Annotated in this window: 11 protein-coding genes and 1 pseudogene; 9 read left to right on the top strand and 3 right to left on the bottom strand. The window is 71.0% G+C overall.

Annotated features, from left to right (window positions below; translation table 11 throughout):
- Positions 1 to 3: 3 nt before the first annotated feature.
- A complete protein-coding gene (locus AC07DC_RS03765) occupies positions 4 to 2,073 on the bottom strand; it encodes a phosphocholine-specific phospholipase C (RefSeq protein WP_478911490.1) in 2,070 nt (689 codons plus the stop codon).
- Positions 2,074 to 2,414: 341 nt separating this feature from the next.
- Between AC07DC_RS03765 and AC07DC_RS03760 the strand changes: the two genes are divergently transcribed.
- From AC07DC_RS03760 to AC07DC_RS03750, 3 genes are all read left to right on the top strand, one after another.
- Positions 2,415 to 3,146 (top strand): hypothetical protein, encoded by a 732-nt coding sequence (locus AC07DC_RS03760; protein ID WP_478911489.1) that lies wholly within the window; start codon positions 2,415 to 2,417, stop codon positions 3,144 to 3,146.
- Positions 3,147 to 3,412: 266 nt separating this feature from the next.
- The gene (locus AC07DC_RS03755) at positions 3,413 to 4,156 is read left to right on the top strand and encodes a sigma-70 family RNA polymerase sigma factor (RefSeq protein ID WP_478911487.1); all 744 of its coding nucleotides are present in this window, start codon (positions 3,413 to 3,415) and stop codon (positions 4,154 to 4,156) included.
- Positions 4,153 to 4,905 (top strand): aspartyl/asparaginyl beta-hydroxylase domain-containing protein, encoded by a 753-nt coding sequence (locus tag AC07DC_RS03750; protein WP_478911485.1) that lies wholly within the window; start codon positions 4,153 to 4,155, stop codon positions 4,903 to 4,905. Before AC07DC_RS03755 ends, AC07DC_RS03750 begins: the two co-directional genes overlap by 4 nt.
- Before the next feature lie 41 nt (positions 4,906 to 4,946).
- On the opposite strand, the gene AC07DC_RS03745 is transcribed toward AC07DC_RS03750, so the two are convergent.
- Together AC07DC_RS03745 and AC07DC_RS03740 are read right to left on the bottom strand one after the other, a co-directional pair.
- Positions 4,947 to 5,477 carry a copper chaperone PCu(A)C gene (locus AC07DC_RS03745; RefSeq protein ID WP_478911483.1) on the bottom strand — a complete coding sequence of 177 codons (531 nt, stop codon included), beginning with the start codon at positions 5,475 to 5,477 and terminating at the stop codon, positions 4,947 to 4,949.
- Complete coding sequence (locus tag AC07DC_RS03740; protein ID WP_478911481.1) at positions 5,474 to 7,858, bottom strand: heavy metal translocating P-type ATPase; 2,385 nt, start codon at positions 7,856 to 7,858, stop codon at positions 5,474 to 5,476. Before AC07DC_RS03740 ends, AC07DC_RS03745 begins: the two co-directional genes overlap by 4 nt.
- Before the next feature lie 842 nt (positions 7,859 to 8,700).
- On the opposite strand from AC07DC_RS03740, the gene AC07DC_RS03735 reads away from it, so the two are divergent.
- From AC07DC_RS03735 to AC07DC_RS03710, 6 genes and pseudogenes are all read left to right on the top strand, one after another.
- Positions 8,701 to 10,119 carry an MFS transporter gene (locus AC07DC_RS03735; RefSeq protein ID WP_478911479.1) on the top strand — a complete coding sequence of 473 codons (1,419 nt, stop codon included), beginning with the start codon at positions 8,701 to 8,703 and terminating at the stop codon, positions 10,117 to 10,119.
- Between the two features lie 115 nt (positions 10,120 to 10,234).
- Positions 10,235 to 11,239: pseudogene (locus tag AC07DC_RS03730) on the top strand (beta-ketoacyl-ACP synthase III); the annotation flags it as partial.
- Positions 11,240 to 11,281: 42 nt separating this feature from the next.
- Positions 11,282 to 11,554, top strand: coding sequence for an acyl carrier protein (locus AC07DC_RS03725; protein WP_478912594.1), 273 nt, complete (start codon positions 11,282 to 11,284; stop codon positions 11,552 to 11,554).
- Between the two features lie 4 nt (positions 11,555 to 11,558).
- Positions 11,559 to 12,449, top strand: a complete 891-nt coding sequence (gene scoE / locus AC07DC_RS03720; RefSeq protein WP_478911478.1) for a (3R)-3-[(carboxymethyl)amino]fatty acid oxygenase/decarboxylase — start codon at positions 11,559 to 11,561, stop codon at positions 12,447 to 12,449.
- A gap of 4 nt (positions 12,450 to 12,453) precedes the next feature.
- Positions 12,454 to 12,987, top strand: a complete 534-nt coding sequence (gene scoD, locus AC07DC_RS03715; protein WP_478911476.1) for a (2E)-enoyl-ACP glycyltransferase — start codon at positions 12,454 to 12,456, stop codon at positions 12,985 to 12,987.
- 81 nt (positions 12,988 to 13,068) lie between these two features.
- A complete protein-coding gene (locus AC07DC_RS03710; protein WP_478911474.1) occupies positions 13,069 to 14,679 on the top strand; it encodes a long-chain-fatty-acid--CoA ligase in 1,611 nt (536 codons plus the stop codon).
- Positions 14,680 to 14,692: the final 13 nt, after the last annotated feature.

The raw sequence follows: 14,692 nt of genomic DNA, 5'->3' as shown, positions 1-14,692 counted from the left end.
GGTTCAGCGGGTGATGATCGCCGGGTCGCTCATACCGGGCCGGCCCGTCTCGACGTGGCCCGCGAGACGGCGCAGGAAGCCGCTGTCCTGGTCGGAGCCGACCGACAGGTCGTACCAGTCGTGACTGTGGCGCGGGTGCGCGATGTGGACGGCGCGCGCGCCCGGCCGCAGCCGGTACGTGGCCGGCCGCTCGTGCCCGTAGCAGTCCTTGACGGTGAGCTTGACGGTCGTCGAGCCCGGATTGGTGAGTACCAGCCGCACCCGGCCGGTGCTCCCGTCATGGGTCGCGGCGACCTCCGGGCCGCGGCTGCCGGCGTGGCCCGCGAACTGCCGCAGAAAGCCGTTGGGGCCGTGCACCGTGAACTCGTAGGCGCTGTGGCCCGCCGGGGCGATGGCCAGGCTGTCGGAGAGCCGCCGGCCCGCCTCGACGGTGTACGTCCACGGTCCGACCGTGTTGGTCGAGGAGGTGACGTACAGGTTCGCGCCGGCCTTGCCGCGGTTGGCGAAGTCGATCTTCAGCCGCTGGTCCTTGACGCTGATGCCGGCGTCGGCGGCCAGGTCGTACGGCAGCGCGCGGGCCGGGCGCAGACCCGGTTCCTGCTTCGGCAGCACCGGGTTGGCCGGCGGCACCGGCGCGTAGTCCGGGTGCCGGTCACGGTCCGGCGGCAGGTAACCGGCGGTGTCCGGGAGCGCCGGGACCCTGGTGTCGGCCCTGCCGAACTGGAACGCGGTGGTGAGGTCGCCGCAGACCGCCCGGCGCCAGGGCGAGATGTTCGGCTCGTGGACGCCGAAGCGCCGCTCGATGAACCGGATGATCGAGGTGTGGTCGAAGACCTGGGAGTTGACCCAGCCGCCCTTGCTCCACGGGGACACCACGAGCATCGGGACCCGCTGCCCCAGCCCGTAGGCGCCGGGAACGCTGTGGTCGGTTCCGGTGGGCGTGAAGAGCTCGCCCGTGATGTCCACGGTCGACTGCCCCTGCGCCCGGGAGGACGGCGGGTACGGCGGCACGACGTGGTCGAAGAAGCCGTCGTTCTCGTCGTAGGTGATGAAGACCGCGGTCTTGCTCCACACCTCGGGGTTGGACGTCAGCGCGTCCAGGACCTGGGAGATGTACCAGGCGCCGTAGTTGACCGGCCAGTTCGGATGCTCGGTGAAGGCTTCGGGCGCCGCGATCCAGGAGACCGCGGGCAGTCGGTCGGCCGCCACATCAGCCTTGAGGATGTCGAAGAAACCCTCCCCGGCCTTCGCGTTGGTGCCGGTGCGGGCCTTGTCGTACAGCGGGTCGCCCGGCTTCGCGTTGCGGTACTGGTCGAAGTAGAGCAGCGAGTTGTCGCCGTAGTTGCCCCGGTAGGCGTCCTCGATCCAGCCCCAGCCGCCGGCTGCGTCGAGCCCGTCGCCCACGTCCTGGTAGATCTTCCAGGAGACGCCGGCCTTCTCCAGGCGCTCGGGGTAGGTCGTCCAGGAGTAGCCGGCCTCGGCGTTGGTGATGACCGGTCCGCCACCGGTGCCGTCATTGCCGACGAAGCCGGTCCACATGTAGTAGCGGTTGGGGTCGGTGGGACCGAGCAGCGAGCAGTGGTACGCGTCGCAGATGGTGAACGTGTCGGCCAGCGCGTAGTGGAAGGGGATGTCCTCCCGCGTCAGGTAGGCCATCGTCGTCGCGGTCTTGGCCGGCACCCAGCGGTCGTACTTGCCCTGGTTGAAGGCGGCGTGGCCGCCGTTCCAGTCGTGGTTGAGGTCCTGGAGGAACTGCAGGCCGAGATTGTCCGCCTCCGGGTGGAACGGCAGGACGTCCTTCGTACCGTCGGACTGGTGGAAGACCGGCTTGCCGCTGGGCAGCACCACCGGCCGCGGGTCGCCGAATCCACGGGCGCCTCGCAGCGTGCCGAAGTAGTGGTCGAAGGATCGGTTCTCCTGCATCAGGACGACGATGTGCTCGACGTCCCGCAGCGATCCGGTGCGGTGATTCGCCGGAATCTCCGCCGCTCGGGCGATGCTGTCCGACAGGAGTGACGCGGCGGCGGTGCCACCGGCCAGCTGCATGAATCGTCGGCGGTCGATGGCGGTCATGAGAGGCCGGCCTCCAGGGTCGTCCGTGGTGGGGCGGATGCGGTGACAGTCTCCTCAGGCGGCGGAGAACCCGCCGTGACCGATGGGTGGAACCACGGTGAATACTCCGCCAACCACGATCATTCGCGGGGCGACCGACATGCTCGCACCCGGCGGCACCGAAGCCAAGAGGACCCTCCGGCCCGGCACCTCACGGCCCGCCACTCCGCACGGCGCCTCCCGGATGCTGCTCCGGCCGGAACCCGCCGATCGGCGCGGAATTCGGATCGCGTAGATCACAAACGGTCAGGTCCGGGGCCATATCGCCCCCACCGGGCGGGCCGGGGTGGCACGATGGCCGCATGACCACCGGGCCGGCGTCCCGCACCGCACGAGCCGCGATGTTCGCGGCCGTCTGCGTGCTGATGGCAGCGCTCGGTCACTCCTGGGCCTCCGGCGCCGCCGTTCCATGGTGGTCGCTCTGCGCGGCCTTCTCCGGTACGGCCTCGGCGGCCTGGTGGCTGGCAGGGCGGGAACGCGGCGTTCTCGTGGTCACCGGATCCACCGTCGTGGCCCAACTCGCCCTGCACGCACTGTTCGGAGTGACGCAGCAGCCGCCCGGCCGTGGAACGGCCGGCCTCATGGCCCATGACATGGCGGGCATGGAGGGCGGCTCCGCCGCGATGGCCGCGGCCATGCGCATGGGCAACATGAGCATGAAAATGGGCCTGGACATGTCCGGTTCCGCCAGTCCCAGGACCGCCGCCTCCGACCTCATGGGCATGTCCGCCGGCGGCCACGACTCCACGACGATGTTCTTCGCCCACCTGCTCGCCGCCGTGGTCTGCGGTCTGTGGCTCTGGCGCGGTGAGGCAGCCGCCTTCCGGCTCGGTCGGGCTCTTTCGGCCCTGGTGGCCGCCCCGTTGCGACGTGCCTGGCGCGTCCTGTTCCGTCCTTTCCGTACAGCTCAGGACGGCGACCGGCCCTGGCCGGGCCGTCCCGCCGACGACGCTCCCGCGCACGCGCTGCGCGGCGTCCTGCTGCACCACGTCCTGTCCCGCAGGGGCCCACCAGCACTCGCTCAGCACTGCTGAAACCGCTCGTCCCCGGCGCGCCCGCTGACAGCCGCGCGCCCGGGGACGGGCGGAGTGCCCGCCTGCCCGCACGCCGCCGCGCCCACGGCGGGCGCCGTCGCGCAGGCCGGTCCCTGACCACGCGGCTCTCTCCCGCCGCCCGCCGACCGCGGGCGGGGGACACGGACCCGGCCCGTCCGGACGGACACCGCCGGTCCTGAGACGCCGTTCGCCGACGGCCGCTTCACGCCGTGGTGCGGCCGTGCAGCACGATAGGACCTTTTGCGATGACTCATGCCCTGGTGAGGGGCGCCCCGAGGGCGTCGGCTCGCAAGGACGACGAACAGGTCACCGAGTGGGCGCTCGCCGCACGCGGCGGTGATCCAGCGGCGGTGGAGCGTTTCGTACAGGCCACGTACAGCGATGTCTGGCGGTTCACCGCCCACCTGAGCGGCGATGTGCACGGCGCCGACGATCTGACGCAGGACACGTTCCTGCGGGCGCTGGGCGGCCTGCCGCGGTTCGCCGGCCGCTCGGGCGCCCGGACCTGGCTGCTGTCGATCGCCCGCCGGGCCGTCATCGACCGCTATCGGCACGCCGCCGCCCGGCCCCGAATCTCCGACGCCGTCGACTGGCGCAGCGCCGCCGAGGGGACCCAGCCCGTCGGGGTGCCGGGCTTCGAGGAGGGCGTGGCGATGCTCGAACTGCTCGACACGCTGCAGGCGCCGCGCCGCGAGGCGTTCGTCCTCACCCAACTGCTGGGCCTGTCCTACGCCGAGGCGGCCGCCGCCACCGGCTGCCCGATCGGCACCGTACGGTCCCGCGTCGCGCGCGCCCGCGACGACCTGGTCGTTCTGCTGAAGGCGGCGGAAACGGCGCCGCGACCGGGAGCCGTCCATCGGCACCAGGACGCGGAGCCCCACGCCATGGAGCCCGACAGCACCGAGCGCCACATCACCCGCCGCCACACCGCGCGTCACCACACCACCCAGCACCACGTCACTCAGCACCATGTCTGGAGCCACGCATGACCCCCGAGATAGAGAAGGCCTTCGCCGCGCTGCGGGAGCAGTACGGAGCGGGGGCGATCGAGCGCGTCGAGCAGATGCTTGAGCTGGGGCGGCGGGACCGGCACCCGCTGCAGAAGGGCGCGAAGTGGATCATGCCCGGGATCTCGCAGCGCCCCTGGCACGACCCGTACGAACACCAGGAGCTGGCCCCGGTGGTCCATGCTCTCGAAGCCGCGCACGCCGCCGTCAAGAACGAGTTGGCGGAGGCCTGGTCCGAGCGCCGCGCCGCGTTCTCCGACTACGAGCACTATCTGACGCGCCAGGACGACTGGCAGGCGCTGTACCTCTACCGCCAGGGCGGCATGGTATGGGAGTCGGCGGAGGTCGTGCCGACGGCGTACGGGGTGCTCAAGGAGTACGCGGTCGACACCGGGAAGATCTGCCCGCTCCTGGAGAGCCACTTCTCCACACTGCTGCCCGGCGCGTCGATCGCCCCGCACCACGACCTGTGGAACTTCAGCATCAACCTGCACCTGGCCGTGGACATCCCGGAGGGCTGTGGCATCACGGTCGCCGGTGAGACCAGGACCTGGGAGGAGGGGAAGTGCCTGCTGTTCGACTACTCCTTCGAGCACGAGGCATGGAACGGCGGCTCCCGGCCGCGTACCGCCCTGCTCATCGACCTCTGGCACCCCGACACCACGGTCCCGGAGCGCGCGGCGCTCGTCGTCCTGATCACCGAGATCCGCAAGCTGATGGGGGAGGGGTGACCGTCGCCCCCGAGGGCTGACGGTCCGGTGTCCGTCCGGGGTCAGGCCCCCGGACGGACGACCACGGCTTCGACGCGCACGTCCCCGCTGTCCCGGAACCGCAGGACGAACGGCACCCGCTCGCCCAGCGGCAGCCGGGGCGGGCGCTGGATCATGACGTCGAGCCCGGCCGGATCCATCGTCACGGCGCTGTGCGCGGGCACGGCGACGGGGCCGGCGGGTGCCATCCGGCCGGCCCCGTCGCGGACGATCGTGCGGGTGAGCATCGCCGCTCCCAGCACGGGGGAGTCCACGGACAGCAGGGTGTCGGCCGTGCCGCCGGCGTTGCGGATGGTGAAGAGCGCCGCGGTCGCCTCGGTGTTGGTGGGCTGGAAGACGCGGGCGTCGGTGACGCTGATCCGGGCCGGGGGTTCGCCGGCCGCACCCGTCGTCGTATAGGCGGTGAGCAGCGCCAGCACGGCCACGCAGGTGGCCACCGGAACCAGGGCGGAGCGCAGCACACCCGGCACCGCGAGGACGGTGTCGGTGGGAGAAGCGGGCCGGACGGGGTCGTCGTGGATCGGAGTGCTCATCGCGCACCCGCCAGGGACCGTTCGCCGCCCGATCGCCGGCCGGGCGCGCGCCCGGACCGTCCGCCGGCCGCTCCTGGCCCGGACCGGGGCCCGGACCTCGATCCGGGCCCTGAGCTGTACGAAGGAGCGGCCAGCCGCAGGCTGTTGCCGACGACGAGTACGGAGCTGGCCGACATCGCCAGCGCGGCGAACATCGGGTCGAGCCAGCCGGTCGCCGCGAGCGGCACGGTGAGGATGTTGTACGCGAACGCCCAGCCGAGGTTGGCGCGGATCGTGCGCAGGGTGCGGCGGGTGAGCCGGACCGCCTCCACGACCGCCTCCATGTCCTCGCGGACGAGCGTGATGTCGGCCGCACCGATCGCCACGTCGGTCCCCGCGCCCATCGCCATCCCGAGGTCGGCGACGGCCAGTGCGGCGGCGTCGTTGACCCCGTCGCCGATCATGGCCACCCGCCGCCCGGAGGACTGCAGTTCGGCGATGATCTCCGCCTTGCCCTGCGGGAGGACGCCCGCGTGCACCCGGGTGATCCCGGCCTGCTCGGCGATCGCCGCGGCCGCGGCGGGTCCGTCGCCGGTCAGCAGGACGGACTCGATGCCCATCTCCCGCAGATGGCGCACGGCGCGATAGCTGGAAGGACGTACGGTGTCGCCGACGGTCAGCACGGCGACCGCCCGGCCGTCCAGCTCCACGACGACGGCTGTGTGCGCGGCGCGTTCCGCCCGGTCGAGCGCCTGAAACAGGACATCGGGCAGCGCCGGACGGCCGCGCGGGTTCAGCACGCGGACCTCGTGGCCCTCGATCCGGCCGGACACGCCGACGCCGGGCAGCGCGCGAAAGCCGTCGGTCGCGGGCAGAGCCGCGGTCCCGCCCTCCCCGGCGCGGCGGCGCGCGGCGGCGGCCACCGCCCGCCCGATGGGGTGCTCCGAGCCGTGCTCCACCGCGCCCGCCAGGCGCAGCGCCTCAGCCGCGGTCGGCCCCTCGGGGACGGCCGTGGTCTCGACGAGCGTCATCCGGCCGGTGGTGAGCGTTCCGGTCTTGTCGAAGACGACGGTGTCCACCTGGCGCAGCCGCTCCAGCGCCTCGGGTTCGCGGATGAGGATCCCGAGTTGGGCCCCGCGGCCGGTGGCGGCGAGAAAGGCGGTGGGAGTGGCGAGACCGAGCGCGCACGGGCAGGCCACGACCAGGACGGCCACGGCCGCGGTCACGGCGGCCTCGGCGCCTGCCCCGGCTCCCAGCCAGAAGCTGAGCACGGTGGCGGCGACCGTCACGATGGCCGGTACGAACACGCCCGCGATGGAGTCCGCGAGCCGCTGGATACGGGCCTTGCCCGCCTGGGCGTCGGTCACCAGGCGGGTGATCCGGTCGAGTTGGGTGTCGGCGCCGACAGCGGTCGCCCGCACCACCAGCAGCCCGCCGGAGTTGACCGCCGCGCCCACGACCGCGGTGCCGGGTCCGACCTCCACCGGTGTGCTCTCGCCCGTGACCAGGGAGAGATCGAGGGCGGAACTGCCCTCCACGACGATGCCGTCGGTGGCGACCTTCTCGCCGGGCCTGACGAGGAACTCCTGCCCGACCCGCAGTTCGGCGATCGGCACCCGCGGGCCGCCGTGTCCGTTCGCAGCCCGCAACTCGACGTCCTTGGCACCGAGTTCGGCCAGGGCGCGCAGTGCCGATCCGGTGCCGCGTCGAGCGCGTGCCTCCAGGTAGCGCCCGGTCAGTACGAACAGCGGCACGCCGACCGCCGCCTCCAGATACACGTGCGCGACACCGTCGCCCGCGGTCGGCAGCCAGCTGAACGGCATCCGCATGTTCTGCTCGCCGGCCCCGCCGAGGAAGAGCGCGTACACGGACCAGAGGAAGGACGCGGCCACCCCCACGGACACCAGGGTGTCCATGGTGGCCGCCGAATACCGCAGGCCGCGCAGGGCCGCCCGGTGGAAGGGCCAGGCCCCCCACGTGGCAACGGGTGCGGCGAGGGTGAAGCAGAGCCACTGCCAGTGGTTGAACTGCCAGGCCGGGACCATGGACAGCAGCATGACGGGCAGCGCGAGCGCCGCGGTGCCGAGCAGCCGCTCCCGGTCGGCATCGCGGGCCGCGCCGTCGTCGGGCCCGGCGGCGGCACTTTCGGTGCCGGCAGGGACGGGCGGCTGCGGGAGTTCGGCGGTGTACCCGGCCTGCTCGACGGCTGAAATCAGCCGCTCGGCGGAGACCTCCGGCGGGTGGATGACCCGGGCCCGGCCGGTGGCCAGATTCACGCTCGCCGTCACGTCCGGAAGTCTCGCGAGCTTCTTCTCCACGCGGCCGACGCAGGCCGCGCACGTCATACCGCCGACGACCAGGTCCGTGGTGACCGGACCGGTGACCGGACCGGTGGCCGTCATCGTCCGGCCGCCGGGATCTCGGAACCCTGCGATCCCATGCCGCCCATGCCCGGCATCCCGCCGCCGTCGGCGTCCGGATCGGACGGTGCTCCGGGCTCTGAACCGGGATCGGTTCCCGGCCCGGAACCCGGCAACGGATCGCCCGGAACACCCGGTGCGTCGTTACCCATCCGGTGGATTCCGGGGGAGACCGGCCCGGCCGCCCGTCCGACCGCGAACGAGGCCGCCATCAACACGACCAGCAATGCCAGGAATCCGAGCAGGGCCGGTGGTGGCGCGGCCCGGGATATACGCCAGGAGCTGGCGGAACGCGACGGTGTGCGGGTTTCTGCCACGGGAGTCAATGCCACTCCCTAATGTTTGCATGCCGTACGGGGCTGGCAGCCGGATCGGCAACTCAGTATGGTGTGATGAAAAATGTCGGAAGGCCCGGGAACTGAACGGCTGCGTCATCCGACTACTGTAAAACGGCTGTTGAGGGCCGGTGTGGCGGGAACGACGCGGAATCGCGGGAGTTACGGTCGGAATTCGCCATCTCCTGTGCTGCGCAGGGCTCCAGGAATGGCCAGAAAAGCAGGTTTGATCTGCGGCCCGGGTTGACATCGTCCCCATGAGTGCCCAATATTTTGGCCAGATATCGGCGGCACATCCCCTTGTTCCGAAGCGGTGGATCCGCCGGATCACAAGGAAGCCGTATTCGCAACAGGGTCGGAAGCCAGTCCAAATCGAATGCTCGGCGTTTGCCGCGTCCCGGTACCTCGGTCAGGATCCAGGACGGGCCGCGCTCCCGGCGTATGACGGGCATACGACCAGGGGCGGATTCCAAGGGGGAACGTCCGAGCATGTCTGCACTGAAGGCACCACCCGCTCCATCGCGCCAACGTCTCGGACTGTCCTTGTTCGTCCTGGCCACCGCCCAGCTCGTCATCGCCCTCGACTTCAACGTCGTCTATGTCGCGCTCCCGAGCATCGGCAGCGGCCTCGGCTTCTCGGCCCAGGACCTCCAGTGGGTGGTCAGCGCCTACGTCGTCGCCACCGCCGGATTCCTGCTGCTGGGTGGCCGGGCCACCGACCTGCTCGGCCGGCGGCGCATCTTCGTCGTCGCCGCGCTGCTCTACGCAGGCTCCTCGCTCGTCGGTGGACTGGCCGGATCCGCCACCGTCCTGGTGGCCGTCCGCGCCGTCCAGGGCATCGGTGGGGCACTGCTGTTTCCCGCCACTCTCTCTTTGATCAATACGCTCTTCGACGAGGGGCCGGCCCGGAACCGGGCGCTCGCCGTCTGGGGCGCGGCGGGGGCGGGCGGACTCTGCTTCGGCTCGCTGCTCGGCGGAGTGCTCGTCGACGCGTTCGGCTGGCCTTCGGTCTTCTTCGTCAATGTGCCGCTCGCCGGGATGATCGCCGTGGCCGGGTGGCTGCTCTTCCCCGCCGACGAAGTGCGCGGGCGGCGGCGGGAGTTCGACGTGGCCGGCGCGCTCGCCGCGACCGGCGGCATCACCCTGCTGGTCTTCGTCCTCGTGCACGCACCGGAGGCGGGCTGGGACAGCGCCTCCGTCCTCGGCTGCTCGGCGGCCGCCCTCGCGCTGCTCGCGGCCTTCGCGGTCATCGAGACCCGCACCCGTGATCCGCTCACTCCGGGCCGGCTGTTCGCCCACCGGAGCCTGGTCGCCGCCATGGCGCTGACCGCGGTGTTCAGCGCGACCTTCAGCTCGCTGCCGTACTTCCTGACGCTGTACTTCCAGACGGTGCGCGGCTACAGCGCCCTCGAAACCGGGCTCGCCTTCCTCCTGCCGGCGCTCGTGGTGGCCGCCGGGACCAAGGCGGGCGAGCTGGCGGTCGACGCGATCGGGATGACCAGGACCCTGTTGGGGTCGCTGCTGCTGGGCGCCGCCGGCGCCGCGCTGCTCGCGTCCGGACTGACCGCCGACGGCTCGTACGCGCGGCTGCTGCCGGGGATCGTGCTGCTGAGCGCGGGACAGGGCGCGGGATGGACCGCGATGTGGATCGCGGCGGCCGCCGGAGTCGCGCCCGGGGACCAGGGCGTCGCGTCCGGTCTTGCCTCCACCACCTTGCAGGTCGGTGGTGCGGTCGGCCTCGCGGTGCTGGTGGCTGTCGCCGACACCGGCCGGCACAGCGGGCTCACCGGCGACGCCCTGCGGCTCGCCCTGCTGGGCGACATCCGCACGGCCGTGTACGTGATCGCGGCCGGCATCTGTCTGGGCACGGTGGTGCTGCCGGTCTTCCGCAGAGTGCCGGGCAACTGAACCACGGACGCCGTCCGGCGCCCGCCCTTTCCCTCCCGGCCCCCGTGGCCGCGCAAGTGCACGCATACCGAGGAGAACCGCCGTGCTCAGCCCGAACGCCCCGAATATACCGAACATACCGAACACCTCGACCGGACCGAACACCGTCGCCGTCATCTGCGGTCTCGCGGGGTGGCTGCCGCCCCGGGTCGTCACCAACGAAGAGCTGTCGCAACGGCTGGACACCACCGACGCGTGGATCAGGACCCGCACCGGCATCGGCGCGCGGCACTTCGTGGACCCCGGCCAGGCCACCTCCGACCTGGCGGTCGAGGCGGGCCGCCGCGCGCTGGAGTCGGCCGGGAACGGCTCGGTGGACGCAGTGATCGTCGCCACCACCACACCGGACCGTTCCTGCCCGGCCACCGCACCCGTCGTCGCGGACCGGCTCGGTCTGAACGGAGTGGCCGCGTTCGACATCAGCGCCGTGTGCACCGGATTCGTTTACGGGCTCGCCTCCGCCGCCGGGCTCATCGCGGCCGGCGTCGCACGCCGGGTGCTGCTGATCGGCGCGGACACGTACTCCGCCATCGTCGACCCCGACGACCGGGCGAACGCGATCATCTTCGGCGACGGGGCGGGAGCGGTGGTGCTGCGCGCCGGCCACGCCGACGAGCTCGGCGCCGTGACCCACTTCGACCTCGGCAGCGACGGGGCCGGCGAGGACCTCATCATCGTCGCGGCCGGCGGATCCCGGCAGCGCTCCGCCGACGCCGACCGCGCCGACCAGCACTTCGCGATGCGCGGCAGAGAGGTCTACCGGCACGCCGTGACCCGCATGGCCGGGTCGGCGCGCGCGGTGCTGGAACGCGCCGACTGGAAGGTCGAGGACATCGACCACCTCGTACCCCACCAGGCCAACCTGCGGATCCTGCACTCGGTCGCGGATGACCTGGGGCTCCCCAGGACCGCCTGCGTGTCCAACATCGAGTCCGTCGGCAACACCGGCGCCGCCTCGATCCCGCTCGCCCTCGCCGACGCCGCCGCCCGGCAGGTCGTCCGGCCCGGGCAGCGCATCCTGCTCACCGCCTTCGGAGGCGGCCTCACCTGGGGCTCCTGCGTGCTGCGGTGGCCCGACCTCACCGCTTCCGGTACCCGAAAGACAACGGAGGAGAGAGCCGACATGAGCACCACCTACGAGCAGCTGGTCGCGATCATCGCGAAGCTGCACGACGCGGATCCTGAACTGGTACGCCCGGAGGCGTCGTTCGCCGAACTCGACGTCGACTCGCTGACGATGGTCGAGATCAGCATGCGCCTGGAGCGCGACCTCGGCATCGAGGTGGCGGACAACGAACTCCGCGGCGACCTCACCCTCGACGAGGCCGTCCGGCTGATCGACGCCAAACTCGACGGCCCCGTCGGCACGTCAACCACCCACCACACGAAGGGCTGACCCCATGAAGATCACTCCGCAGGCCGGCAAGACGCTCGGTGCGAGCATCGAGGGCTTCGACCACGCCGCCGCCTCCGACGAGGACATCGCCACCCTCAAGCAGACGGTCTACACCCGCAAGATCGCGGTGCTGAAGGGCCAGGACCTGTCGCCCAAGCAGTTCCTCGAACTCGGCAAGCGGCTGGGCCGTCCCGAGACGTACTACGAGCCCATGTACCAGCACCCCGAAGTCGAGGAGATATTCGTCTCCTCGAACGTCCCGAAGGACGGAAAGCAGATCGGTGTGCCGAAGACCGGAAAGTTCTGGCACGCCGACTACATGTTCATGCCGGACCCGTTCGGACTCACCCTCATCTACCCGCAGGTGATTCCGCAGAAGAGCCGCGGTACCTATTTCATCGATATGGGCAAGGCGTACGAGGCGCTGCCCGAGGACCTGAAGCGGGACATCGAGGGAACCTACGCGCGGCACTCCGTGCGGAAGTACTTCAAGATACGGCCGCACGACGTGTACCGGCCCATCTCCGAAATCCTGGAGGAGGTCGAGACCAAGACCCCGCCGGTGCTGAAGCCCACCACCTTCACCCACCCGTTCACCGGTGAGACGGTGCTGTATCTGAGCGAGGGGTTCACCGTCGGCCTGGAGGACGCGAACGGCAAGCCGCTCGAGGAGACGCTGCTGCGCCGGCTGTTCGAGGCCACCGGCCAGCTCGACGACGGGTTCACCCACCCCGGCATCCACCTGCAGAGTTTCGAGCAGGGCGACCTGCTGGTCTGGGACAACCGCAGCCTGATCCACCGCGCGCTGCACACCGTCACCCCGGAGCCGACCGTCTCGTTCCGCGTCACGGTGCACGACGAGCGCAAGCTCTACGACGAAGCCCCGGCGGCGTAGCGCGATGACCGTTTTCAGCACCGACACCGAACTCCTGCCGCAGGTACTGCGGCCCTACAAAGCGAATTGCAGCTATCTCAAGTCCGCCGAGGTCACCGCGGAGAACGGCCGTGTGTCGGCCCTGTGCGAATTCTCCATCGACGAGTCGTGCTACATCGACGACACCGGGCACCTCAACGCGGTCGAAGTGAACATCAGCTACAACCAGATGATGTATTACGTGGTCGCCAAATCGGTCAAGGAGGGGCTGCTGGCGGAATTCAGCTCCTGGACCCTGGAGGACTACTGGCGGCACCAGCTGCCCGACATCCTCATCGCCCGGTTCGGCGGGAGTTTCCGTCGTCCGATCAACGCCCGTGCCTTCTCCGGCGAGTTCGAGTTCCTCGCGGTGGACCGGCGCTCGCCCGGCGGTGGCGATCCGCTGATCATCGCGGACACCTCCTACCGGTACTGGGACGCGGCGGGTGGCCGCTGCGACGGCGAAGTGAAACTCGCCTTCGTCAACGCCTTCGACGAAGCCGCCGTCGGCACGTCCTGAAGGCTGAAGGCTCCCCCCCGAAACCGCCGCGCGCCGCCGTCCTGTCCAGCGGCGGCGCGCGGCCCAGAAAGGACAGTGGCTGTGAACACCGTGGTCCGTCCCCAGGACGACGAACGCCCGTACTACCCGTTCCTGCGGACGCTGTGGGAGACCGCGGCCTTCCACGCCGACCAGCGGCCGGAAACCCCGGCCGTATGCTGCGAGGACCGTACGCTCACCTACGGGGAGCTGCACCGGGACAGCAACCGCGTCGCCCACGCGATCCGGGCCGCGGGCCTGGCGCCTGGGGCGCGGGTCGCGTACCTCGGCCGGGAGTCCGAGCTCTACTACGCGATCCTCTTCGCCTGCGCCAAGAGCGCGACGGTGCTGGTGCCGGTCAACTGGCGGCTCACGGCTCCCGAGGTGAGTCATATCCTCCAGGACTCGGAGAGCGAACTGCTCTTCCTGGAGGCCGAGTTCACCCAGGTCGTCGAACGGATGCCGACCGATCCGCCGGGCACGGTGGTCCTCCTCGGCGGCACTCCCGCGGATGGTGACCGGCCGGCGTACGAACCGTGGAAGGACGCCCAACCGGACACCGACCTGGTCCCCGGGTCAGGACCCGACGACCCCATCGCCCAGCTCTACACCAGCGGAACCACCGGGCTGCCCAAGGGAGTCGTCCTCGCGCACCGCAGCTTCTTCGCCGTCCGGGACGCGCTGGCCCGGGAGGACCTGGACTGGATCGACTGGCGGACCGGGGACATCGCCCTGGTCGGCATACCCGGCTTCCATGTCGGCGGCCTGTGGTGGGCCACCCAGAACTTCAACGCCGGGGTCACGGTGGTGGCGATGCGCGCGTTCTCCGCACCCGACGCCGTCACCCTCATCCGGGACCTCGGCATCACCACCGCCTGCGTGGTGCCCGCGATGCTGCGCATGATCCTCGCCGAACCGGGCGTGCAGCCGGGGGACTTCGGCACCCTGCGGAAGATCGTGTACGGCGGATCGCCGATCTCCGAGGCGCTGCTTGAGGAGAGCCTGGCGATGTTCGGCAGCGATTTCGCGCAGATCTACGGTCTGACCGAGACCGGCAACACGGCCGTCTGTCTGCCGCCCGCCGCCCATGTGCCCGGCGGGCCACGGATGAAGGCCGCGGGAAAGCCGTATCCGGGCATCGGCTGCAAGGTGATCGACGACAAGGGTGAGCCGCTGCCGCCCGGTGCCGTCGGCGAGGTCTGCCTGGCCACCCCGGCCCGGATGCTGGAGTACTGGGGCCTGCCCGACAAGACCCGCGAGACGCTCGTCGACGGCTGGGTGCACACCGGTGACGCCGGATACCTGGACGACGAGGGTTATGTCTTCATCAGCGACCGCATCAAGGACGCCATCATCGTGGCGGGCGAGAACGTCTATCCGGCGGAGATCGAGTCGGCGCTCGAAGGGCACCCGGGTGTCGCCGAAGCGGTGATCGTCGGAGCGCCGGACGAGCGCTGGGGCGAGAGCGTCCGGGCCTTCGTCGTCGCCGTCCCGGGCCAGGAGCCGCCCAAGCCCCGGGATCTGCACCGCTTCCTGGTGGAGCGGCTGGCCGCGTTCAAGCTGCCGGCCGCCTACGAGTTCATCGACCACGTGCCCCGCAACCCGAGCGGCAAGATCCTGCGCCGGGAGCTGCGTGACCGCTTCTGGGGTGACGCCGGGCGCAAGGTCAACTGACCCGGCGCCCGCG

Source organism: Streptomyces sp. NPDC045021, assembly GCF_056432645.1.
This window is presented reverse-complemented; position numbering and strand designations above follow the sequence as displayed.

Bases quoted from the DNA above. Each gene is read 5' to 3' on its own strand.
- AC07DC_RS03765 (WP_478911490.1), bottom strand. From the start codon at position 2,073: ATGACCGCCATCGACCGCCGACGATTCATGCAGCTGGCCGGTGGCACC.
- AC07DC_RS03760 (WP_478911489.1), top strand. From the start codon at position 2,415: ATGACCACCGGGCCGGCGTCCCGCACCGCACGAGCCGCGATGTTCGCG.
- AC07DC_RS03755 (WP_478911487.1), top strand. From the start codon at position 3,413: ATGACTCATGCCCTGGTGAGGGGCGCCCCGAGGGCGTCGGCTCGCAAG.
- AC07DC_RS03750 (WP_478911485.1), top strand. From the start codon at position 4,153: ATGACCCCCGAGATAGAGAAGGCCTTCGCCGCGCTGCGGGAGCAGTAC.
- AC07DC_RS03745 (WP_478911483.1), bottom strand. From the start codon at position 5,477: ATGAGCACTCCGATCCACGACGACCCCGTCCGGCCCGCTTCTCCCACC.
- AC07DC_RS03740 (WP_478911481.1), bottom strand. From the start codon at position 7,858: ATGACGGCCACCGGTCCGGTCACCGGTCCGGTCACCACGGACCTGGTC.
- AC07DC_RS03735 (WP_478911479.1), top strand. From the start codon at position 8,701: ATGTCTGCACTGAAGGCACCACCCGCTCCATCGCGCCAACGTCTCGGA.
- AC07DC_RS03725 (WP_478912594.1), top strand. From the start codon at position 11,282: ATGAGCACCACCTACGAGCAGCTGGTCGCGATCATCGCGAAGCTGCAC.
- scoE (WP_478911478.1), top strand. From the start codon at position 11,559: ATGAAGATCACTCCGCAGGCCGGCAAGACGCTCGGTGCGAGCATCGAG.
- scoD (WP_478911476.1), top strand. From the start codon at position 12,454: ATGACCGTTTTCAGCACCGACACCGAACTCCTGCCGCAGGTACTGCGG.